At 36.1% G+C, this 22050-nt stretch carries 27 protein-coding genes and 1 pseudogene; 21 read left to right on the top strand and 7 right to left on the bottom strand.

Annotation, left to right across the window (positions count from 1 at the left end):
• The first annotated feature begins 1 nt into the window (after position 1).
• From ACTB0X_RS11040 to ACTB0X_RS11020, 5 genes are all read left to right on the top strand, one after another.
• The gene (locus tag ACTB0X_RS11040) at positions 2-1042 is read left to right on the top strand and encodes a vWA domain-containing protein (protein ID WP_463025078.1); all 1041 of its coding nucleotides are present in this window, start codon (positions 2-4) and stop codon (positions 1040-1042) included.
• Complete coding sequence (locus ACTB0X_RS11035; protein ID WP_463025077.1) at positions 1039-1776, top strand: tetratricopeptide repeat protein; 738 nt, start codon at positions 1039-1041, stop codon at positions 1774-1776. Before ACTB0X_RS11040 ends, ACTB0X_RS11035 begins: the two co-directional genes overlap by 4 nt.
• A gap of 4 nt (positions 1777-1780) precedes the next feature.
• Positions 1781-3580, top strand: coding sequence for a BatD family protein (locus ACTB0X_RS11030; RefSeq protein ID WP_463025076.1), 1800 nt, complete (start codon positions 1781-1783; stop codon positions 3578-3580).
• Complete coding sequence (locus ACTB0X_RS11025) at positions 3577-4332, top strand: tetratricopeptide repeat protein (RefSeq protein WP_463025075.1); 756 nt, start codon at positions 3577-3579, stop codon at positions 4330-4332. The genes ACTB0X_RS11030 and ACTB0X_RS11025 overlap by 4 nt, the downstream gene beginning before the upstream one ends.
• A gap of 415 nt (positions 4333-4747) precedes the next feature.
• Positions 4748-5602: a ChaN family lipoprotein gene (locus ACTB0X_RS11020; RefSeq protein WP_463025074.1), complete on the top strand. Its 855-nt coding sequence runs from the start codon at positions 4748-4750 to the stop codon at positions 5600-5602.
• A gap of 20 nt (positions 5603-5622) precedes the next feature.
• Here the strand turns inward: ACTB0X_RS11020 and ACTB0X_RS11015 are convergent, their stop codons facing one another.
• Positions 5623-5886 (bottom strand): hypothetical protein, encoded by a 264-nt coding sequence (locus ACTB0X_RS11015; RefSeq protein ID WP_463025073.1) that lies wholly within the window; start codon positions 5884-5886, stop codon positions 5623-5625.
• A 238-nt stretch (positions 5887-6124) separates the two neighbouring features.
• Positions 6125-7045: an AraC family transcriptional regulator gene (locus tag ACTB0X_RS11010; RefSeq protein ID WP_463025072.1), complete on the bottom strand. Its 921-nt coding sequence runs from the start codon at positions 7043-7045 to the stop codon at positions 6125-6127.
• A 162-nt stretch (positions 7046-7207) separates the two neighbouring features.
• Between ACTB0X_RS11010 and ACTB0X_RS11005 the strand changes: the two genes are divergently transcribed.
• Together ACTB0X_RS11005 and ACTB0X_RS11000 are read left to right on the top strand one after the other, a co-directional pair.
• Positions 7208-8707 carry an aldehyde dehydrogenase family protein gene (locus ACTB0X_RS11005; RefSeq protein WP_463025071.1) on the top strand — a complete coding sequence of 500 codons (1500 nt, stop codon included), beginning with the start codon at positions 7208-7210 and terminating at the stop codon, positions 8705-8707.
• Positions 8708-8778: 71 nt separating this feature from the next.
• On the top strand, positions 8779-9135 hold the full coding sequence (locus ACTB0X_RS11000) for a DUF779 domain-containing protein (RefSeq protein ID WP_463025070.1): 357 nt from the start codon (positions 8779-8781) through the stop codon (positions 9133-9135).
• Between the two features lie 15 nt (positions 9136-9150).
• Here the strand turns inward: ACTB0X_RS11000 and ACTB0X_RS10995 are convergent, their stop codons facing one another.
• Positions 9151-10197 carry a nucleoid-associated protein gene (locus tag ACTB0X_RS10995; protein ID WP_463025069.1) on the bottom strand — a complete coding sequence of 349 codons (1047 nt, stop codon included), beginning with the start codon at positions 10195-10197 and terminating at the stop codon, positions 9151-9153.
• Between the two features lie 157 nt (positions 10198-10354).
• On the opposite strand from ACTB0X_RS10995, the gene ACTB0X_RS10990 reads away from it, so the two are divergent.
• Positions 10355-11467 (top strand): AbiH family protein, encoded by a 1113-nt coding sequence (locus ACTB0X_RS10990; RefSeq protein WP_463025068.1) that lies wholly within the window; start codon positions 10355-10357, stop codon positions 11465-11467.
• Between the two features lie 424 nt (positions 11468-11891).
• Here the strand turns inward: ACTB0X_RS10990 and ACTB0X_RS10985 are convergent, their stop codons facing one another.
• From ACTB0X_RS10985 to ACTB0X_RS10975, 3 genes are read right to left on the bottom strand one after another with little or no spacing between them, the layout of a single operon-like run.
• Positions 11892-12725: an MBL fold metallo-hydrolase gene (locus tag ACTB0X_RS10985; protein WP_463025067.1), complete on the bottom strand. Its 834-nt coding sequence runs from the start codon at positions 12723-12725 to the stop codon at positions 11892-11894.
• Between the two features lies 1 nt (position 12726).
• A complete protein-coding gene (locus tag ACTB0X_RS10980; RefSeq protein WP_463025066.1) occupies positions 12727-13056 on the bottom strand; it encodes a tRNA-binding protein in 330 nt (109 codons plus the stop codon).
• Entirely contained in the window at positions 13049-13558 is a 510-nt protein-coding gene (locus ACTB0X_RS10975) for a DinB family protein (protein ID WP_463025065.1), read from the bottom strand. Before ACTB0X_RS10975 ends, ACTB0X_RS10980 begins: the two co-directional genes overlap by 8 nt.
• A 228-nt stretch (positions 13559-13786) precedes the next feature.
• On the opposite strand from ACTB0X_RS10975, the gene ACTB0X_RS10970 reads away from it, so the two are divergent.
• Positions 13787-13930 (top strand): hypothetical protein, encoded by a 144-nt coding sequence (locus ACTB0X_RS10970; protein ID WP_160632305.1) that lies wholly within the window; start codon positions 13787-13789, stop codon positions 13928-13930.
• A gap of 56 nt (positions 13931-13986) precedes the next feature.
• Here the strand turns inward: ACTB0X_RS10970 and ACTB0X_RS10965 are convergent, their stop codons facing one another.
• Positions 13987-14274: a hypothetical protein gene (locus ACTB0X_RS10965; protein ID WP_463025064.1), complete on the bottom strand. Its 288-nt coding sequence runs from the start codon at positions 14272-14274 to the stop codon at positions 13987-13989.
• A 67-nt stretch (positions 14275-14341) separates the two neighbouring features.
• Between ACTB0X_RS10965 and ACTB0X_RS10960 the strand changes: the two genes are divergently transcribed.
• The 12 genes and pseudogenes from ACTB0X_RS10960 to ACTB0X_RS10905 all read left to right on the top strand — a co-directional run bounded on the left by ACTB0X_RS10960 (position 14342) and on the right by ACTB0X_RS10905 (position 22033).
• The gene (locus tag ACTB0X_RS10960) at positions 14342-14869 is read left to right on the top strand and encodes a 3'-5' exonuclease (RefSeq protein ID WP_463025063.1); all 528 of its coding nucleotides are present in this window, start codon (positions 14342-14344) and stop codon (positions 14867-14869) included.
• 466 nt (positions 14870-15335) lie between these two features.
• Positions 15336-16835: a T9SS type A sorting domain-containing protein gene (locus ACTB0X_RS10955; protein ID WP_463025062.1), complete on the top strand. Its 1500-nt coding sequence runs from the start codon at positions 15336-15338 to the stop codon at positions 16833-16835.
• A 128-nt stretch (positions 16836-16963) separates the two neighbouring features.
• A complete protein-coding gene (locus ACTB0X_RS10950) occupies positions 16964-17428 on the top strand; it encodes a hypothetical protein (protein WP_463025061.1) in 465 nt (154 codons plus the stop codon).
• A gap of 15 nt (positions 17429-17443) precedes the next feature.
• Positions 17444-17782 (top strand): hypothetical protein, encoded by a 339-nt coding sequence (locus ACTB0X_RS10945; RefSeq protein ID WP_463025060.1) that lies wholly within the window; start codon positions 17444-17446, stop codon positions 17780-17782.
• Between the two features lie 79 nt (positions 17783-17861).
• Positions 17862-18437: a hypothetical protein gene (locus tag ACTB0X_RS10940; RefSeq protein ID WP_463025059.1), complete on the top strand. Its 576-nt coding sequence runs from the start codon at positions 17862-17864 to the stop codon at positions 18435-18437.
• A 257-nt stretch (positions 18438-18694) separates the two neighbouring features.
• Positions 18695-18994: pseudogene (locus tag ACTB0X_RS10935) on the top strand (GNAT family N-acetyltransferase); the annotation flags it as partial.
• 264 nt (positions 18995-19258) lie between these two features.
• Positions 19259-19687 (top strand): MarR family winged helix-turn-helix transcriptional regulator, encoded by a 429-nt coding sequence (locus ACTB0X_RS10930; protein WP_463025058.1) that lies wholly within the window; start codon positions 19259-19261, stop codon positions 19685-19687.
• Positions 19688-19763: 76 nt separating this feature from the next.
• A complete protein-coding gene (locus ACTB0X_RS10925; protein WP_463025057.1) occupies positions 19764-20222 on the top strand; it encodes a nuclear transport factor 2 family protein in 459 nt (152 codons plus the stop codon).
• A complete protein-coding gene (locus ACTB0X_RS10920) occupies positions 20219-20455 on the top strand; it encodes a DUF2798 domain-containing protein (protein WP_463025056.1) in 237 nt (78 codons plus the stop codon). Before ACTB0X_RS10925 ends, ACTB0X_RS10920 begins: the two co-directional genes overlap by 4 nt.
• A complete protein-coding gene (locus tag ACTB0X_RS10915; protein ID WP_463025055.1) occupies positions 20445-20819 on the top strand; it encodes a DoxX family membrane protein in 375 nt (124 codons plus the stop codon). The genes ACTB0X_RS10920 and ACTB0X_RS10915 overlap by 11 nt, the downstream gene beginning before the upstream one ends.
• Before the next feature lie 4 nt (positions 20820-20823).
• Positions 20824-21486: an isochorismatase family protein gene (locus tag ACTB0X_RS10910; RefSeq protein WP_463025054.1), complete on the top strand. Its 663-nt coding sequence runs from the start codon at positions 20824-20826 to the stop codon at positions 21484-21486.
• Positions 21487-21679: 193 nt separating this feature from the next.
• Positions 21680-22033 carry a hypothetical protein gene (locus ACTB0X_RS10905; protein WP_463025053.1) on the top strand — a complete coding sequence of 118 codons (354 nt, stop codon included), beginning with the start codon at positions 21680-21682 and terminating at the stop codon, positions 22031-22033.
• Positions 22034-22050 lie beyond the last annotated feature (17 nt).

Here is a 22050-nt window from a genome sequence, read left to right as displayed (position 1 = left end):
GATGTTTAGATTTGAACATACCTATTTCCTTTGGGGATTGGCTTTGGTGCCAGTGATATTGTTGTTGTACTTTATGTATCGCAGATGGCAAAAGAAAGCGCGTCAGCGTTTTGGTGATGATCACAGAATGAATCAATTGATTCCGAACAAGTCTCAATTGAAAACGAATATAAAATTCTACTTGGTTCTATTTGCATTCATTTTCATTGTCATCGGATTAGCCAATCCACAAATTGGAACGAAACAAGAAAATGTAAAAGCAGAAGGCTTAGAAATTATGGTGGCGATCGATGTTTCGAACTCCATGATGGCCGAAGATTTATCTCCTGATCGATTGACAGCAGCCAAATTAGCGATGGCTCGACTAATTGAAAAATTAAAAAGCGACCGAATTGGAATGATCGTGTTTGCAGGAGAAGCTTTTATTCAATTGCCGTTAACTTCAGATTATTCTGCAGCTAAATTATTTTTACAAACCATCAATCCAGGCATTGTGCCTACACAAGGTACAGCGATTGGTGCGGCTATTGACCTAGCCGTTAACTCCTTCCCAAAAGAAGAAGCAAAAAATAGAGCATTAATCATTCTAACTGATGGTGAAAACCACGAAGATGATGCCATTGCAGCTGCTGAAAGCGCAAGAAAAGCGGGTATTAGAGTCTTTACTGTGGGTATGGGAAGCCCATCAGGAGCGCCGATACCGGTCATTAAAAATGGACAGCAAAACGGATATAGGCAAGATAATTCAGGCAATACTGTAGTGAGTAGTTTGAACGAAGAAATGCTACAAGAAATAGCAATGGCGGGAGATGGTCAATATTTTCGTGCGACAAATTCTGGCGCTGGAATTCCACAAATCATGCAAGAATTAAGTGGAATTGAGAAAAAAGAATACGACAGTAAAATCTTCACTGATTTTGAAGATCGTTATCAGATTTTCTTTGGAATTGCGTTTTTCCTATTGTTTATCGAAGTGATCTTATCGGAACGCAAACCAAAATGGATAGAAAAAGTGAAATTATTTGAGGAGAAAGAATCATGAAAAAGCACCTCTACATATTAATCGTTGGAATAATTTCAAGCGTAGGTTTATTTGCTCAAAGCGAATACACCAGCATGCGCAAGGGAGATGAATTATTCAAACAAAACAAATACACCGAAGCGGCTGAGCAATACAAAAAAGCATTGGAAATTAATCCATCGGCTGATAAGGCCATGTATAATTTAGGAGATGCATTGTATCGAGAAGGAAAATTTGAGGAAGCTGCCCAGTATTTTGATCGATCGGCTCAAGCGTCAAAAGATAAAAATGACAAAGCAAGAGCCTATCATAATTTGGGGAACACTTTTATGAAAACTGAAAAGTACAAAGAAAGTGTAGAGGCTTATAAACGAGCTTTAATTAATCAGCCTAAAGACGAAGAAACTCGTTATAATTACACTTACGCGAAACAAAAACTACAAGAACAACAGCAGCAAGAAGAAGAGAAAAAAGACGACGAAAAGAAGGACGAGGATAAAAAAGAAGAAGAGAAACAAGATCAACAACAAGATCAAAAGGATCAAGAAAAAGAAGAGCAAGAACAACAGGAACAAGAGCAGAAAGAAGAGGAACAGCAGCAGGAACAAGAGCAGCAGCAAAAGGAGAATGAAATGTCGAAAGAAGATGCTGAACGAATGCTAGAAAACTTGAACAATAGAGAGCAAGAAGTACAGCAAGAGTTGCAAAAGAAGAAAAAGAAAGCAGTAAAAATTAATATAGAAAAGGATTGGTAAAAAGATGAAAAAGAGTGCTATCTATCTATTTATTCTTCTAATTGGGGTTGCTTTTGACGCCACTGCTAGTTCGGTGAGTTTTAAAGCAACTGTGAGTAAGACTGCCATTTCTTTGGGAGAACGAATTCAAGTTACTTTTACGACCAACACCAATTTAAGAAGCTTTACTCCACCTGACTTTAAAGGGTTTCAGGTGATTCAAGGCCCTATGCAATCCTATCGGCAGCAGAATGTAAACGGCAGAATCAGCAATGTGAGTTCTATTTCCTATGTTGTTCAAGCCATAGAGGAAGGAGATTTAGAAATTGGATCTGCTCAGGGAGATAATGGAGGAGAAATCATTAGTACTGAACCTATTCAAATAAATGTTTCCCAAAAGAATGCCGAACAGGAACGAAAAGAGCGTGAAGCGCAACAGAGAAAAGATGCCAACGCACTTTCTGAATCCATGTTTATCATGGTGGACGTGGATAAAAGATCAGCATATGTAGGTGAAAAAATTACTGTAAAATATACTTTATACACTCGTCAAACGCTTGCCAACCTTGCGGTAAATAAAACACCTGACTTAAATGGCTTTTGGAGTAAAGATATTAAATCGCTCTACGACAACAAGTTAAATCAAGACGTCGCTACCTTTAATGGAAAGCAATACACCACCTTAGAGCTTAAAAGCTCCATCCTTTACCCGCAGCGATCAGGAGAATTACAGATTGATCCAATTGAAATTAACGCCATTTACCAAGTGAGAACAGGCCAAGCTAGAAGCGTATTCGAGCAAATGTTTGGTGGAGCGATTGAAAACAAAGAAATATTACTAAAAAGTAAACCAATCAATATAACGGTTAAACCTTTAAAAGGAACGCAACCAGAAGATTTTAATGGTGCTGTTGGTTCGTTTTCAGCAGAAATGACTGCTACCAAAACAGAAGTAAAAGCCAATGAGGCGATCAATTTAAAAATAACAATCAATGGAAAAGGGAATTTACATTTATTGCCCTCTCCCACTCTTCCGGCTCAGCCTGATATAGAAGTTTACGATCCTAAAGTGAATGATAAATTTGCCACTAATATGAGTGGAATTTCAGGAAGCAGAGAATTTGATTACTTGATTATTCCTCGTCACGAAGGAGATTTTACTATTCCTGCATTTACTTTCAGCTATTTTGATTTAGCGAGTAATTCATTCAAACAAGCTTCTACCCAACCGATACAACTAAAAGTGTTGAAAGGCGATGGGAAAGAAGTAGTTGCCTACACTCCTTCGAATAAGGAAGAGGTGGAATTATTAGACAATGACATCATCCACATTAAACGAACTACTGATGGATTAACCGATGAAAACGAACACTTCTTTGGGTCAGGATTATTCTATTTCTTGATGATTCTTCCTTTCTTGTTATTAGTCGGTGGGATTTGGTACAAATCTAAATTTGATGCGCTTAACAGCAATAAGACATTATTAAAGCGAAACAAAGCCAATAAAATGGCGACAAAACGTTTGGCTAGTGCCAAAAAGCACCTAACGAATAATGATTTAACTTCGTTCTATCAGGAGATAGGTGTTGCTGTTTTGAACTACTTTTCGGACAAATTGAGTATTCCAAAAGCGGACTTATCCAAAGAAAAAATACTTGACCAATTGAACGGAACCCAAGTAATACAGGAGGATGTTCAGTCGGTGGCACAGTTAATAGACGATGCAGAAATGGCTCGATATGCGCCAAGTTCTGATTTGAAAGCGGAAGAAATGTACCAGCTTTCTATTGAATTGATCAGTAAAATTGAAAACCAAATCAAATGAGAAAAACACTCTTCACTCTAACATTCTTGTTTTCTGTGAGCTTATTTGCAGGAAATCAATTTGAAGCACAATTTGAAAAAGCAAATGAGCTCTACGAATCGGCGAACTACGAAGAAGCGCTGAATCAGTATTATGAATTGGAAAAAGCTGGCATCAATGGGTTCAATTTACAATTCAATATAGGGAACACGCACTATAAATTGGACGAAATCCCTTCTGCGATTTTGCATTACGAAAAGGCCTTAAAAATCGATCCATCAAATGAAGATGTAAAACAAAACTTAAAGTTAGCATATGCCAAAACCACCGACAAAATTGAGCCTGCTAGAGATTTGGTGATCAACCGATGGTGGAAAGAAATCATCAATTTACACTCAGCTGATTCTTGGGGAATAATCGCCACTTTTCTTCTATTTTCTAGTTTAATGTTAGCACTGATCTATTTATTGGGGAATAAATCAATCATTCGAAGAATTGGATTCTTTGGAGCTTCCACTGTTCTATTAATTGCAATAATTTGCTATTTCTTCGGCTACCAGCAAAACAGCTATTCCAACGAAGCTAAAGCTGCCATTATTTTTACGCCAACTGTGAGTATTAAGAGTGCTCCAGGAGAAAGTGGAACCATTCTATTTGTGTTGCACAAAGGAACGAAAGTACATTTACTCGAATCTACTGACGAATGGAGAAATGTAGCGCTTCCTAATGGGAATAAAGGGTGGATAAAAGTGGATGATATTCGGGAGATTTAACACTTAAGTATAATATAAAATACCTTATATATAACTTTTTTTATGTTCTTTTGGCTTGAACCAAAATTAACCAAAAGTTCAAGTCTTTGAGCATACTTCTGCGAATTTCCTCTTAAAGTCTAAGACGTTCGTCGGATCTCCTCAATTCTTCGGAGCTAGACGAACTTTCTAAGACTTCATTTCGAAATCCTTGAAGAATTCTCAAGGACAACTACAAAACTAACCTAAGTCTACTTTATAGCTTCTTCTTCATAATAAAGACGATAAAATGGAACCATTCTTTTAGTATTACACAAGAGATGACCTTTCGATATAACCATTTATTTTGTTACGGTTATTATAGATATTAAGGATTGATCATCCAATTTTATTTGAGGAACTCCTACCTTTGAATTCAAACGACTATAAGACAACTATGAAAGCGATTCTTACCAGTATTTTCACGATCCTTCTTGTTCATGCATCTGTTGCACAGAAAATGGATGCTTACCAAATTTATACCGCCGAAGGGAAAAAGACGACCTATAAAAAGTTGGTAAAAGCAGCCGATAAAAGCAACATCATCTTATTTGGAGAGCTGCACAACAATGCCATTTCGCATTGGTTGGAGTTGGAAGTATTGAAAAGTATTGCTAAAACAAAAGCAGTAACTGTTGGAGCAGAAATGTTTGAAGCGGATAATCAAGAGCCATTAAATCTATACCTCTCCGATTCTATTGATGCCAAAGGATTAGATAGCACCGCACGTTTATGGAACAATTTCAGAACGGATTACCAACCATTGGTTGACTTTGCCAAAAGCAAGCAGTTTCCATTTATTGCGACGAATGTGCCTCGCCGTTATGCATCAAAAGTTTACAAAGGTGGTTTTGGAAGTTTGGATTCTATCTCTGATTTAGAAAAAACATGGATTGCTCCTTTGCCAATAGCTTATGATTCTTCGTTGAGTGGATACGTGGAAATGATAAAGATGATGGGCGGACATGGCGGTAATAATTTACCGAAAGCACAAGCACTAAAAGATGCGACCATGGCCCATTTTATCTTGGCCAACTATAATCCAAACAGCACGTTTATGCATTACAATGGAGCTTACCATTCTGATGATTTCCAAGGAATATTGTGGTATTTGAAATTGCAAAAACCAGAATTAAACTACTTGACGATAACTACTGTAACGCAAGCCGGTATTTACAATTTATCAGATGAAGCCAAACAAAAAGCGGACTTTATAATTGTGGTGGATGAGGATGTGACAGTGACGTATTGATTACTGTACAAAATGTATACTTAAATCTTCTTCCAAGCACATCCATATGAGTCGTAATCTCTAATAACACAATACAGAGAATATTCATCATTTGAACAAAACTGAATTGAATTAAAATCATTTATTTTATACCATGTTATCCTCAAAGGAAGCCGATTAAAATATTCTTGAAATTCTATATTTTGGTTTGGTCCAATAAAAACTTCAGCATTTACTTTACAATCTTCAAGATAAATTATTCCATTTATCTCTTTTTTCTTGTTTGTTGCTTCTAAAAAATTCATAACAATAAAATTTAATTAATTATAAATACAAAAATATGCAACCACCTTTGATTTAATGAATTATATAATTATTGTTTACTTTCTTCCTCTACAACCCACAGTTTTATTGAAAGAATTTTTCGAAGAAATTAGAATAAATTGGAATAGTGAAAACGAAAGAGATTCATTTTCACCAGAAAATAGCGTTTTTTTGAGATATCCAGAGAAAAGGATTGCCTTTTAGAAAAAATATAAAATTTTAATCACCCATCACCGACTTCTTAAACTGCTGTGGCGTCATCAACTCCATCTTTTTGAATTGTCGGTTAAAGTAGCTGGCATTGTTGAACCCTGATTTGTAGGCCACCTCAGCTATTTGCAATTTCTTGTTTCGTTTGATCATGCTTTTTGCAAACTTGATCTTCTCCGAATTGATGTAATCGATTGGGGAAAATCCCAAAGTGTTCTTAAACTTTTTATGAAAGTGAGAATTACTCATGCATGCCTTTTCGGCCAATTGCTCCACTGATAGATCCTTCTTGGTTAAATTCTCACGGATGTATTTAATCACCATTCCCATTCTGGTGTCGGTCAACATATTCTCGTGATCGTTTAAAATAATGGATTTCGCTTTGGTTTGCAGCAATCGAACCACCAACTCTTGAATCATCAAATCCAACAACACATCCTTGGACTTATTATTATTGGTAAACGTATAAACCAATCGATCTACTAAATGATTCACCGCCGTATTATTGGTTAAGTGTGAGGCGAAATTATCCAACTTCCAATTTCCATTCTCTTCTTCTATGACCGTATGCTGATTAAAATGATGCACAATGTCATTGATTTTATTGGTATCAATCCCTAAAGCCAAGCATTGGGTAGGATCAGACTTGGTGGCTATTGGAAAATCGATCACCATTTCTTTGCGCGTTGGCATCACAACAGATTGGCCTGGATAAAAATCAAAACTTTCCAATCCGTCAATGTGCATTACCTTTTTACCGGTCAACATACTTGCAATCACAGGGAAATCAAACGTCAAGGCCACTTTATCGGCCACTTCATAGGTCTCAAAGATATTTAGTTCTGCAAACTCAGCTCTATAAACTGTTCTGTTCTCTACCAATTGATTCAACTTCCGTCGTTGATGATGCAAACTTAATAACTGACTCATAAGTGTTTAATATTATTAATCGAAATATGATAGGACTGTTCAATTTAATAATAAATACGTTCAATTGAAAAGAAAATAGATGAACTATTTTTAATGGCCGCTTAATTCCAGCTTCACAGCGGAAGAATCGGCGCTAGTACTAACTATTAAAAATAATACCTTATGAGTTATTCAAAACCCAAATTTAAAGACACCTATCACAACTTCATCAACGGGAAGTTCGTTGCCCCTATCGGAGGACAATATTTCGACAATACTTCTCCAATCGACAATTCGTTTATTGCAAAGTACCCTCGTTCGCAGAAAGAAGATGTAGAACTGGCGTTAGATGCAGCCAATGCAGCTAAAGAAGCTTGGGGAAACACATCCGTGACCGAGCGTTCGGCCTTATTAAACAAAGTTGCTGACATTATTGAAGCCAACTTAGAAGAGTTTGCGCTAGTAGAAACGTGTGACAATGGGAAACCAATCCGTGAAACATTGAATGCTGATATTCCTTTAGCTGTTGATCATTGGCGTTATTTTGCAGCGTGTATTCGCGCAGAAGAAGGCGGAGCAAGTGAACTCGATTCGAATACCCTTTCGATGAACATTAAAGAGCCACTAGGTGTGATCGGTCAAATTATTCCATGGAACTTTCCTTTATTGATGTTGTCTTGGAAACTTCCTCCAGCATTGGCTACAGGAAATTGTGTGGTATTGAAGCCAGCAGAGCAAACACCTTCCACTGCAACCTTATTGATGGAAAAAATTGCAGAGGTATTTCCTCCAGGAGTATTGAACATCATTCATGGTTTCGGACCAGAAGCAGGAAAGCCATTGGCATCTAGCTCTAAAGTAGACAAAGTAGCCTTTACTGGTGAAACCACTACTGGACAATTGATTATGCAGTATGCTTCTAAAAATCTAAATCCCGTAACGATGGAGTTGGGTGGAAAATCACCAAACATTTTCTTTAATTCAGTAATGGATGAAGACGATGCGTTCTTAGACAAAGCCATTGAAGGTGCAGTATTGTTTGCCTTCAACCAAGGTGAAGTATGTACATGTCCTTCTCGTATTTTAGTGCAGGAAGACATTTACGATAAGTTTATGGAACGTGTAATCGCCAGAACAAAAGCCATTATTCAGGACAATCCTTATGATGTAAACACACAAGTTGGTGCTCAGGCTTCCAACGATCAATATGAGAAGATTCAATCTTACTTGCAAATCGGTGTTGAAGAAGGTGCGAAAGTATTGGCAGGTGGAGCTGTTTGTAAATTAAGTGGCGATTTGGCCAATGGTTTTTACATTCAACCAACCATACTAGAAGGACACAACAAAATGCGGGTGTTCCAAGAAGAAATTTTTGGACCAGTAGCTTGTGTAACGAAATTTAAGGATGAAGCAGAAGCGTTAGAAATTGCAAACGATACCTTATACGGATTGGGAGCCGGTGTTTGGACAAGAGATGCACACCAATTGTATCAAATTCCACGAGCCATCAAAGCCGGAAGAGTTTGGGTAAACTGCTACCATGCTTATCCTGCACATGCCCCTTTCGGTGGATATAAAAAATCAGGTTTCGGAAGAGAAAACCACTTGATGATGATGGATCATTACCGTCAGACCAAGAACATGTTGATCTCTTACGATAAAAATAAATTGGGCTTCTTTTAATTCAATTTTATATTAACTCCATGAAGGCTGAATAGATTATTATTCAGCCTTTATTTCAAACACATCTCACCATGAAACGAATCGACATAACCGAAGAAGCGCTAAAAATTGTTCACCAATTGAAGGAAAAACACGGTGAACTGATTTTTCACCAAAGTGGCGGCTGCTGCGATGGTTCTTCTCCAATGATTTTTGAAAAAGACGACATGTACCTCGATGAGAGTGACATCCTTTTGGGCGAACTGGGAGGCGTTAATTTTTACATGAACAAAGACCAATTTGAATATTGGAAACACACGCACCTGACTGTAGATGTAACAACAGGCAGGGGAGCGAGTTTTTCTCTAGAAATTCCACTTGGTTTACGATTTTTGATTCATTCCCGGCTACTCACCGAAGAAGAAAACAAAGCTTTGGGAAATTATTGATGGGAACTGGATTGATTAATCCTCTTTCTCGTAGTAGATTTTATAAAACTTACGTCCGTCGGATTCTACTCCTTTTTCAATTAAATCTTTATCTCCATGAATGTAAACATGGAAGTTTTTATCCAATTTCAGGATGCTCTTAAATAGGCGTTGTTGCTTTTTCACTGCTTGTCCTGAAATGTCAAATTCATCTTTAATTTCCATCTCATGTTCTGTTCGATAATTGCTATCGAATGATCGGAATGAATTGATCACATTTTCATCTTGAAATACAGTTTCTTCAAACTCTTCTTTGTTGAAGGATTCCTTGGTTTTAAAGTACTCTACCGAACGATTCAAAATATCAATCTGATCGGTTTTGTCCACTGCGAAATCATCCGACATTTTATCGGTCACATAGCTCTTAGCGATGTTCAAAAACTCCTTGGTGTTGTGGTAATCATCGTTGCAGGTTTTTATGTTCAAGAATAAGTCCTTCCAATAATGAGCCTCTTCGCCTCTATTGGCCTTGTCGATAATACACACGCGGTATCCTTGGTCTTTGTCTCTATTAAAAATCAGGCAGCCTTTGTCCAACTTATCAATGTTGATCCCACTTTCGTAATTGATGGCCAAGTTGTCTTCTGTATCATTAATCTGAATAAACGAATGCTTATTCTCTGATTTAAAAATTCCAATGACATCTACCGCTTGATCATTCAACCGAATGCCATCCAATTTGGCGACAAACAAATCCCCAGGTTTAATATTCGGATGATTCGACACATCATATAAATACTGCGCTATCTTCTTGGTGTTGTCGTGAAAGGAAATGCCTCCTTCAAAAATAGAAGTCGCATAGCTGTAGAGCGGATTCAACTCAAATTCTCCATTGGAAAAAGTAAAGTTGTAAAACTCTTCTGTGGTAAATGGCTTTAGGAAATATTGATTCAATAACCCTTGCAGTGTCTCATCTTGCACATCAATGGAATCAGATGAAAAGTTCAACGGTTCTTCATTGGCTTTGTTTCCGACTTGGTGTACTGAAAGCTCTTTTATTTCTGAATTGATGTGATTGATCATAGTTGAATGGGTCTTGATAATTTTCCGAATTCAAAAGTAAGGTTTGGAAAGGGGAATTGGAAAAGGAATTTTAGAAAAATGGAAAAAGAAGTATTTATCTAAGTTTGATTATTGAGTAATTAAAAATAATTAAGACCTTTACAATAAAGCATATAATATGAATAGATTAATTATTGTTGGAAATGGTTTTGATTTGGCTCATGGAATGAAAACAAGTTTCGCAGATTTTATTAAAACTTATCTCTGTCAGGCTTTAATTCTTACACAAAACACTCAAGATTACTATGAAGATAAATTAATTCGAATTAATGCTAAAGTTCACCTTAAGGACGAAATTACAAACAAAACTATTCTTAAAAATATTGACTACATAAGAAGTAATTTTAATGGGGTTTTCACTTATAAAACACGACTATTCCATGCACTAGTAGATCAAGTTAATACTTTAAGTTGGGTTGATATCGAAATAGAGTTTTTTAGTGCTCTTCTAGAGATAAAAAGAAGAAATTTAAATCGAAAAAAGCCTGACCAAGGATATATAAATGATGTAAATTTATTAAACGATGAGCTTGATTTCATTAAAGAAAAGCTTATTGAATATTTATTAAAAGAAGAGCAAAGAACAGAAAAGTTTAGCTTGATAGAAAAGATAAAAGGTAGCTTTCATGAACAATTTTTAAGTAGCAATTTTCATAGTAAAATAGATGTTAATGGAAAGGAACCTGAATTCGTTCAATTATTAAATTTCAACTACACTAATACATTAGAAAAATACCTCAAAATCAATAAAATAAAAGACAAGAATGCAAGTGTATTAGATATAAATTATATCCACGGAAATATTGATGAAAAATATGGTAAACCTATTTTTGGATTTGGCGATGAGTTAAATAAAGACTACTTAAGTTTTGAAGATGAGAAAAACAATTCTTTGTTTAAAAATATGAAGTCTTTTGGATATGTTAAGAATAATAATTATTTCAAACTCATAGAGTTCTTAAATAATGATGACTTTCAAGTCTATATAATGGGACACTCCTGTGGTGTATCAGATAGGGTAATGTTAAATGAGATATTTGAACATAAAAATTGTAAATCAATAAAGGTATTTTATTATCAAAATACAGATAATATTTCCGACTTTGAGGATAAAATGTATTCTATTTATATGAACTTTAAAGACAAAGGAGAATTTAGAAAAAGAGTTGTGCCTGAGTCTTTAAGCTCCCCACTTCCACAATACAACGAAAATAAGCACCTCATAGGATAAAAGACTTAAATCTCACCAAAGTGCATTTCGATACATTTTTTCCCAACAAGACTTTTCAATATTCCCAGTCAATCCAATTCCCTTGTGAAAAAACACTCAATGTCCTTTGATTACGACATTTTAATTCATTGCAGAATGTCAGCACCCTGAGTGATTTAAAGGGCAAAAAAAGTAGTCCTTGATTATTTTCATTCAATTCCATCAAAGCGCATTTCGATACATTTTTTCCCAACCAGACTTTTCAATGTTCCCAGTCAATCCAATTCCCTTGTGAAAAAACACTCAATGTCCTTTGATTACAAAACTCCAATTCATTACAGAATGTAAGCACCCTGAGTGATTTAAAGGGTAAAAATATAGTCCCTTATTAAAAAGAAAATGCCAACGCCCTTTAAATTGTATCGAAGGGCGCTGAATCTCTCTCCTAAAACACCTCGTTAAATCGGAAAGATTCTTTAAATCGAACTCCTTTCTCCGTATTCTGAACAGTTATGATTTCGTTGGTGGCGTCGTGCTCCATAAACATGAAAATCTCCTCATTGGCGCATCTGTCTAAAAACAACTTTTTCTCATCCATTGTCAGCAAAGGACGAGTATCGTAACCCATTACGTAAGGTAAAGGCACATGACCTGCAGAAGCCAATAAATCAGCCATAAATGCTAACTTTTTCCCTTGGTAATTAATCACCGGAATCATTTGCGCATCGGTATGTCCGTTTGCATAGAAAATCTCAAACCCATCGAATCCATCTTCCACAAACTTGAGCTGACCCAATTCTTGCATCGGCATCAAGTTTTCTTTTAAGAAAGACGCTTGCTCTCTTGGATTGGGTTCTATTGCCCATTTCCAATGTTTCCGATTCGTCCAATAGTTGGCATTTTTAAACGTCGCTTCAAATTTCGTTTTATCGCGATTCCATTTGATTCCGCCACCACAATGATCAAAATGCAAGTGGGTCAAAAATACATCGGTAATTTCATCCAAACCGAAACCCAATTTGGTAATGGAATCTTCTAAAGTAGCACTTCCATGCAAGTAGTAATGACTAAAAAATTTCTCCGACTGTTTTTCACCAATGCCATTGTCGATCAACATCAATCGATCGCCATCTTCAATCAGCATGCAGCGCATGGCCCAAGTACATAAGTTGTTCTCATCGGCAGGATTGGTGCGCGACCACAAACTCTTCGGTACAACGCCAAACATGGCACCACCATCTAATTTAAAATTTCCTGTTTCTATTGGATATATCTTCATGCTAACTAATTTTTATTCCGTTTTTAACTGGTCGTTCTGTTTGCAGCACCACCACTTTACCATTTTCTTCTACTGCCCCTAGCACCAAACATTCCGATTGAATGTTGGCAATTTGTTTCGTTGGAAAATTCACCACAGCAATTACTTGTTTTCCAATTAAATCATCCGTAGAATAATGAGCAGTTATTTGTGCAGAGGACTTTTTTATGCCTAATTCACCAAAGTCTACATGGAGAATATAAGCCGGCTTTCTCGCTTTTTCAAATACTTCAGCAGAAATAATGGTTCCAGTGCGAATATCTACTTTTTCAAAATCTGCCCAACTAATCATAATACTTTTCTTCGATTACATTCAAATGATGAATGACATGGCCCATCATTATATAAGCTAACCCACGAACTGTAAATTGAACATTATTGGCAGTACCTGTTCTTTCCCATTCTTGCGCTGTAAAATTTTTGAACATGGCCAAATTTGCTGCTCGTATTAACTCAAATTCTTCTAACAATCTTGAAACTGATTTATTCGACAAATCGGCGTTTGCTACATATCCATCATGATCAAAACCAGGAATGGCATTTTTTTCTCCACGAACAAATGCATGCACTCGATTCATCATGACCCGCTCCACATCTATTAAATGACTAACGATTTCCAATATCGTCCATTTTCCATCTGCATAAGCATAATTTGAACCTTTTGAATTTTTATCTAAAGTGTCTTTCAATTGACTCACATTCTTTGTCATCAATTTACTAAATTCACCATCAGTCACTAGGTTTACGTATCGATGATAATACTCGGGGATCTCATTTAAGTTGGGCCTTCTCATGGTTTCATTATTTGAAATTGAAAGTTAGGAGAAACTATGAATTAAAAGAAATATGTGCTTCATTTCTTTTTAAGGGTCTTACAATAAATCATTTGAAATACAATTTGGAAGATTGATTTAAGCTTTCTCTAGTTGTTAAGGAACTTTAACAGAAAATTACTATGCATGCATATTTTTTGTGGTATATTTAAAAAATTATATTATATTACGTCAATAAAAAAAATAGACATGGCGAAGGGTAAAAAAGAAAAAGTATTACAGCCTAAAATAAAAGTAAAATTAGATCGCAATACCATCATATATGTGAAAGATGAAAAGGCCTTGGAAATTTGGCTCCCAAGGTATCCAGATTTAAAAATAGTACCGATGTAAAACAAAAAAGTCTCAATATAAACTATTGAGACTTTTTTTATGTGCTGATTTTTGTATTAGCTCTTGTATAATTTATCTACTTCTTTGCTAAATTTCTCTGAAGATTCGTTCAACTCTGCTTTAATTCCTGCATAGTATTTCTTCACTTCTGCTCTTTTACCACCTTTTGGGTAATTGTTTACTTTCGCTACCAATTCAAACCACTTATCTGCTATCGTATCAATTAACTCATCTGCTTTCTGATCATTGTCACCAGGGTGATTCAATGAGTAGGAAAAAGCATCTTCCATCAATAGGTTTGTTCTGTACTTGATCTCGTGTTTTAACTCTCTTTTGCTCGACATATATAAAGTTTTAATTGTTTAATCAATCAATTCATTCTTAAATGATAAATTTGTACAAAAATACAGATTGTTTGCCATAATTGACATAGAAACTACTGGAGGTAATGCTCGACAAGGAAAAATAACTGAAATTGCTATTTTTATTCATGACGGATTGAAAGTAATTCGCGAGTTTTCCACCTTGATCGATCCTCAAACCACCATCCCACCATTTATACAAAAGTTAACAGGAATTACTGATGATATGGTAGTTGGTGCTCCGAAGTTTTATGAAGTGGCCAAAGAAATCGTACAAATCACGCAAGGCACTACCATCATCGCTCACAATTCTAAATTTGATTATTCCTACATCAAAGAAGAGTTTAAAAGTCTTGGCTACAAATACGAACGAAATCATTTGTGCACTGTCGTTTTGAGTCGTAAGTACATTCCTTTTCGCGCATCCTATAGTTTAGGAAAGCTCTGCAGAGATTTAGGTATAGAACTTAAAGGACGTCACCGAGCTAAAGGTGATGCTGCGGCTACAGTTCAGTTATTTGAAATGATACTAAAGGAAAATCCTACTGAAATTGCAAAACTTACCTCCAATGGATGATCAACCTTCCTCCTCCCAAAAAACTTCATGGCTGAAGAGAATCGGTGTTGCAGGATTCCTTTTTTTCTTAATTAAAGGATTGATCTGGATTGGAGTTTTCTTTGGGTTAGGTGAATTAGTAGGTTGTTAATTCAGCCAAGTTTAATTTCTCTTTTGCAGAAAATATTTCTTGTACCAATTAACTTACATTCTCATAAAACTTCATCAACCCACTTTCTAATCCATTCTAAATCTTTTTGTTCAAGGATTTACATTATCTCCGGTTCTGGATATTGGATAAACTGAATGACCCGTTTTAGATACTAGCCATCACTTTAAAGTCACTTAAAATAGCTATTACTTCTATTCCGTAAGGTTTGTGGGATAAAAGTTTCTTACTGAACACTACTTCTTTAATTATTAGGTAAATATTAACAGAACACTTTTTTTTATTAACTTGGAATTTCCTTCTTAAACCGCTGTAGATATGAAAAATGTAATCCTATTGCCACTTCTTTTAATAAGTTCCTGCCTTTTTGCTCAAGATTGGGCACCGTTTAAGGTATCGGATACCTTAGTTCAGTATAAAGATGATAGTTCCTCTTTTAGTAGTCTAGGTCTAATGAACAGTCTTTTTTGGGATGCCCATGCAATTCAATCATTAAGTGTAAAAAGCAATACCACCCAGTCAAATCAGACGGTCATTGTTTTCGAAAAAGGATATAATCTTGCTGCCATGGGTGACTTTGCTCCACAAATATATGGAGTCAATAAACCTTTAATCAAAGGCCGGCTGTTGGGCGATTCTCTTTTTGTTTCTTCTGATTCTTCCCTTTTTAAAACGATTGATTCAAGTGGGTTCAGTCTTTCTTTTCCGCACTCCTACGCATTAAATCAATCGTGGAAATTGGGCCAATCAGAAACACATACCATCACTGCGACAACAGACTCTGTGTATCTTTCTAGTATAGTAGGTTTAGGAACTGACTCTTTTGCCCAGGTGAGCTTAACTGTCTTTAATTTGCTCAATCAGCGAGATACTTCACATAAATTTGACCAAATCAAACTAGTAATATCTAAAAATAATGGACTGATTAAAACGGTAGATTTTTGTGATCTTGATACCTTCCGAACGGTCACGTTTGAAAAATACCAACTTTCTAACCAGCCATTTACCAACAATGATTACCACACATTAACTACGAATGATGAATATCATTTTACCACAAGAAAAAGCCCGTGGAATGGAGTTTTTGAAGCGAGGCAACACATCTCGAAAATAATAGGAGATACCACAATCGGAAATTTAAGAACCATCACTACTGAAGACCGCTGGAGGGACATCTACCAGCCCAATGCTGTGGGAATCGACACCACCCAAAAAACCTTTAATCCGACTGCCGTTAGATACAATAAAAAATCAATGATTATCAACGATTCTATAGCGACGCATAGTGGAGGCCTTTCTCAAACGTTGTTTCATACAGACAATCATAATTTATCAGCACTTTTAGAATACAACACCTGGTATTATGTGGGTCCATATCTCAATAGCACAACCTTAAATACAGTTGATTTTGTGCCTTTTGAGTCAAGCTATGAAAACTACGGACCAATAGGATTCCCCTACTCTACTAAGGAATTTACAGGCTATACCGGAGGTCCTGAAACCAAGACTACCATTCAAGGGTACATCAAAAAAGGAAATCAAACTTGGGGGACTCCTTTTACCTTTACAGTGGGAATAACTAAAAACTCGGCCTTAGCAAATGAAGTCACTATTTATCCAAACCCAGCGAGTAGTTTTGTCCAAATAAACACAGATTTAAACGTGACGAATCTTAGGATCTTCTCTTTAAATGGACAACTATTATCTGAGGCAGCCAATACTAAAAGAATGGATGTAGAAAATTTTAAATCCGGCTTATATGTGCTAAGAATAACTACCACTGAAGAAACTGTAACCAAACGATTGGTGATTAAATAACTTTATCAAATGGTGAGGTATTTTCATTCGTTTATCCCTAAAATCAACAACATAATAAAAATGCATCCTCAAAATATATGGTAGATAAATGGACCTTTCGCTTTATTTGGGTGTTATGGGGCATTAAAATGAGATCTACAATTTACATTTCGATAATTACTCTTTTTCTGGTTTCATGTAACTCCGAAAGAAAGAACATTGATAGCTTTTACAACTTTGATTATGATTATGAATTAAGGAGCTATTATTCTGACGATCTGGAAAATCATAAAAGTGCTCAGTTTTACAAGGATGGTAAATTGATGAGGAGAACTTCACGAGAAGGTGGTTGTGAAGTATTTCACTATGATTCAACAGGAAGATTAATTGAAACTACTTGGGGGCGTAATTGTGAGTACGGCAGAAGAACAATTTTTATTTACGATTCACTCAACCACATTGGGTATTACAGCACGTTAGACTCTATATTAGATATAGACACTGTTAAATTCACGCAAACTCTGTTTTATGATTCGGACAATAGATTAGTTAAAGAAAGAACTGATAAAAGGAAAGACATGCAAGGTATAGAATTTGAAATTTGGAATCACTAAATATATACTGACAGCTTGATACAAACAGAAACAATACTTAGAAATCAGGATACACTTTGGACTGGTGAATACTTCTACGATTCAAATAATAACTTGATAAAAATTCATAGAGTTAGGAATAGTCTTTATGAAACTGAACTCTATAGATACAACAAGAATGGATTGTTAATTGAAAATGAAATTATAAGCACAGAAAATCCTGTGACTCCAAAAACGAGCTTTAGTGCAGGAAATAATACAAGGACTTATAAGTATGATTCAGATGGAATATTGACTGAAGAAGCAGTACTCAATCATGAAGGGAAAGTTCAGATTAAAACGATTTATAAAAAGATAGAAAAAACGACCAAATAACAATGGCTATAGTGCATGCCCTGCGGGACACGCACCATAGCCAAACCGTTTTGAAATTGACCAACATAAAAGGTAAAAGATGGTAAAAGCAATAGGACCTGAGTACGAAAGGTCGTCACCATTTTTCGTTAGAAATAAACAAGCGTCAGAGCAGTTTGAACAAGATTTGAAAACACATGGAGCTTCTGTTAATGGCTCCTATGGTGCATGGGCTTTTAAATGTAAAGCAATCTTTAAAGACTTTCCAGAAACAACAGCTGAATTCGAAAAATCAACCTACACTAGAGACACGTGGTCGCTTTTTAAAAGTGTTTACAATTTATCGGTTTGGACAATTAATACTCCCGTCCTAGATAGCAAGATAAAAGTGAGAAAATCAAAATTTATTGACTTTCTGGGACTTACAGGATTCAAAAAAACCAACGAAATTATTGGTTATCGAATCAAACAAAAAGGGAATAATGTACTGAATAACAAAAATATAGTAAAAGTTGTTTTAGAATCAATAGCACCTGCAATTAAAGCTAAGGACATTTATTTAATAGTAATAGAAAAAAACACACTCACTATTAAATTTGAAAGCACAAATTCTTATACAAGTCTGCTAATAAACCTAAGAGAAAAAATAAAAAACTACACACAACAAGCACTATAGCGCAATATGAGTAATGCAGTTTAGTTGGCTTCTTCCTTATTTTAAAACTCGCAAAACCCGCTAGTAATATTGCGAGAAAATGAAAACCGTGATTGCGGCAAGCGAAATATACAAAGCTACTAGGTATCTTTTGTTGTTTAGCAAACTACTAGACCGCGCCTTGGTGGAAAAGTGTTAATTTTATCTATCCAACAACAAACAAAAGACAAGCATTATCATCAATCCCCAACTTAATTTAGAACCTATTTAAAAAGAAATACTTTATGCAAAAAGCGATGGAAATACAATTGGAACAATCCGAATCAAAAGGCGCGGCCTTTTTGGAACAAAGTGGAAAGCGATTAGCCGAAATGACCTATTCTATTGCGGGATCGGGTCTGATTATAATAGATCATACGGAAGTCGATGAGTCGTTGAAAGGAAAAGGGATAGGAAAAAAATTATTGATGGCGATTGTAGAAAAAGCCAGAAAAGAGGAGATAAAAATTATCCCGATATGCCCTTTTGCGAAATCAGTTTTTGAAAAAGACAAAACCATCCAAGATGTCTTGAAATAAAAACTGGCAAGTTGAAAATTAAGACCGATGACAAAAGAAATGACTATTGATTGTGGCACTATGAATCGAAGGTATGCTTGCTTCCTTCGAACTGCATAAAATGGGTCATATAAAATAGGGAGATCTTTAGCTCCTGCCTGGCGCAGACAAGGTTGTAACCATGTATTTTCATGAAGGATACAATCTAGCCCTGAAGAACTATTCTATGCAATACCCACATCAGAGTTTCAATAATTTAATTTACTTTGCACCTTACTTAATAATATGCTAGACTATAAAAATAATGTAGGTCGCCTAGTAGGCCACCTTAATCATCGATTTCTTAGAAAACTTGATGAAGCATTCAACGAACAAGGCATCGCTTTGACTGCTGAGCAGTTTCGTTTAATGACTGTTTTATGGGATAAAGATGGTGTTTCACAGCAGACCTTAGCTAAACGAATTGGTCGTAACCGAGCAACTACCGGAAAGATGATTGATGTATTAGAAAAGAAGGCGATTTTAGAACGCCATGACCATCCAACTGATCGGAGACTTAAACTCATTTTTGTTTCTAAGCAAGGTAAAAAACTTGATGAAAAAGCCAGAATCATAGCTAAGGAAGTTCTTGACTTGGCTACTAAAGGCATCCCACCTACTGAACTCAAAACCACACTAACTCATTTATATTCAATGATAAAAAACATGGACTAAAAAAATTTACATTTATTGTATTATATCATACAGTATTATATCGTATCTTTGTTTCATCAATTAAAAAAAGAGAATCATGATTACAGCAAAAGACGAATTAGAGATTAGAAATTTGGCAGCAGCTTATGCAATTACTACTGACAATGCTGATGTAAATGGTTTTATGAATTGTTGGGTTTCTGCTGAAGAGTTTGGCGGCTATGAAAGCGGTCCATTTGGAAGCATGAAAACCTGGCAAGAATTAAAAGATTTTGAAACCCACCATGTAGGTGAAGGTGGAATGGCAAATGGAAAAAGACATCAGGTTACCAACTTGATTATTGAACCCCTATCTGAAACGCAAGTTCATGTAACACATGATTTGTTGGTCTTTGAAACGGCTAATATTCCATCAATCATAGCATCGGGCAGGTATGACAAAAGCCTGGTCGTTAAAACCGAAAAGGGTTGGAAGTTCAAATCGAGGACACTAACCGTAGATCCAGGATTTTTCAAACTCATGGATCAGTTGAAACAAAACGAAAGCCACTCATGAAAAAAATTCCAAACAAGTTTCGAATGGTCGTTTTTGTATTCTTCATGACCTTGTTTATCGGACTCATCATGTCGGCCATAATGACCTGGAGAATAGAAGGCATATCAGCTGACTTTCTATCGAGTTGGATCGCTCGCTTTATTCAAACCTGGATCATCGTAATTCCAACGGTGGCAGTGGTAATCCCTATTGTAACTAAAATCACAAATAAAATCGTAGAAAATGAAAACTAAAATTTTAACCGCTCTGGCCATTTTGGCTGGGCTAATGCTTATCAACTCTGGACTTAATAAGTTTTTTAATTACATGCCCATGGAAATGGCTGAAGATGCAGCAGCCGTAATAAACAGTTTTATTGCTTCCAAATGGCTTTGGCCTTTAGTGGCACTAGTAGAAATCATTGGAGGGATCCTTTTTGCCCTGCCAAAAACCCGAGCATTGGGAGCAATCGTGCTTCTACCAATCACCATTGGCATTTTGCTTTTCAACCTGACTTGGACTCCAAGCACCACGCCTGTCGCAGTAATTATACTGGCCATCAACATCTGGGCAATTATCGATGCAAGAAAACAATACAGCACCCTAATTAAAAATTAACAAAATGAAAAAGTCAATTCTTTTAATCCTTTTAAACATAACATTTATAACATCAAACATTATGGCTCAAAATCAATACACCGAAAGGTTAAACAAAGAAGAAGTTACCTTAGTAATGGTAGATTTCTTAGAAGGATTCGTACCAGGAATCCGCACCATCGATCGCAATCTATTTTATGCCAATGCTGAAGCGCTCGCCAAAGTCGGCAGTATATTTAAGTTACCAACCATTATGTTGGGCGATGAAGGTGGATTCAGAGGTAATTTCTTTCCAAAAGTAAAAGAAAATCTGCCCAAAGCTACTTACATCGAACGACACACCGTTAGTGCTTGGGATGAACCGAAGTTCAGAGCGGAATTAGAGCGGATTGGCAACAAAAAAATCGTTCTTGGCGGGATATCCATTGATATCTGTACGGCCCAATTAACCTTAGATCTATTGAATAATGGATATCAAGTTTATGTAGTGGTAGATGCCTCTGGATCTGATACCAATCTCAATGAAATGGCAGCCATGCTTCGATTAACTCAGGCTGGTGCAGTGATGTTGAATTGGGGAACTTTAGCTTCCGAATTGATGAAAGATTGGGCAACACCTGAGGGACCTCAAGTCGGTGAGTTGTACCAAAAGTATTCCTACTGGGGAGGTTCAGAATTGAATAAATAAAATTTCAGACCAACCCATCGCGATCTCCATCCGTGGGTTGGTCAATTGAAAACATTAAATAAACCAATTACAAACTTTCGTTAAATGCCCAAAACAACTTATGAGAACACTCTTTAGTATTCTATTAATCGCTGTGTTTCTTCCTTGTTGCGGGCAAGAGGCAATAAAAGAAAGTAATTTCAAAAACAAGAAAATGGAAAACGAAATATTATCAGAAGTTATCGGTACTGAAAAAGCACCAGTAGTTATTCTATTTGGTGGGAACCCATATCGGAGAGAAGAGGTAGTAAAGTTACTTGCGGGGCTTGGAGACATTACCGTTTATGGTACCCTTGGGGAAGAAGAAGGAATGGCAAAAATTGAAGCCTTGGACCGCAAAGTAGATTTGATACTTATTGGAGGTCGCTATTCAGAAGAACAGCGTGCTCGAATCAAAAAATGGGTAGAAATAAACTTGTCTGGTGTAAAAGTAACACAACCAGGTTACGATTACCCATATTCCAACGAGTCTATTTATGCCGATGTAAAGAAGAAGATTAAGCTTTAGTAGGCTTTAATTAGGTA

It is taken from the genome of Acidiluteibacter sp., assembly GCF_055129545.1.
The sequence above is the reverse complement of the archived record's forward strand: the minus strand, read 5'-3'. Positions and strand labels throughout refer to the sequence as shown.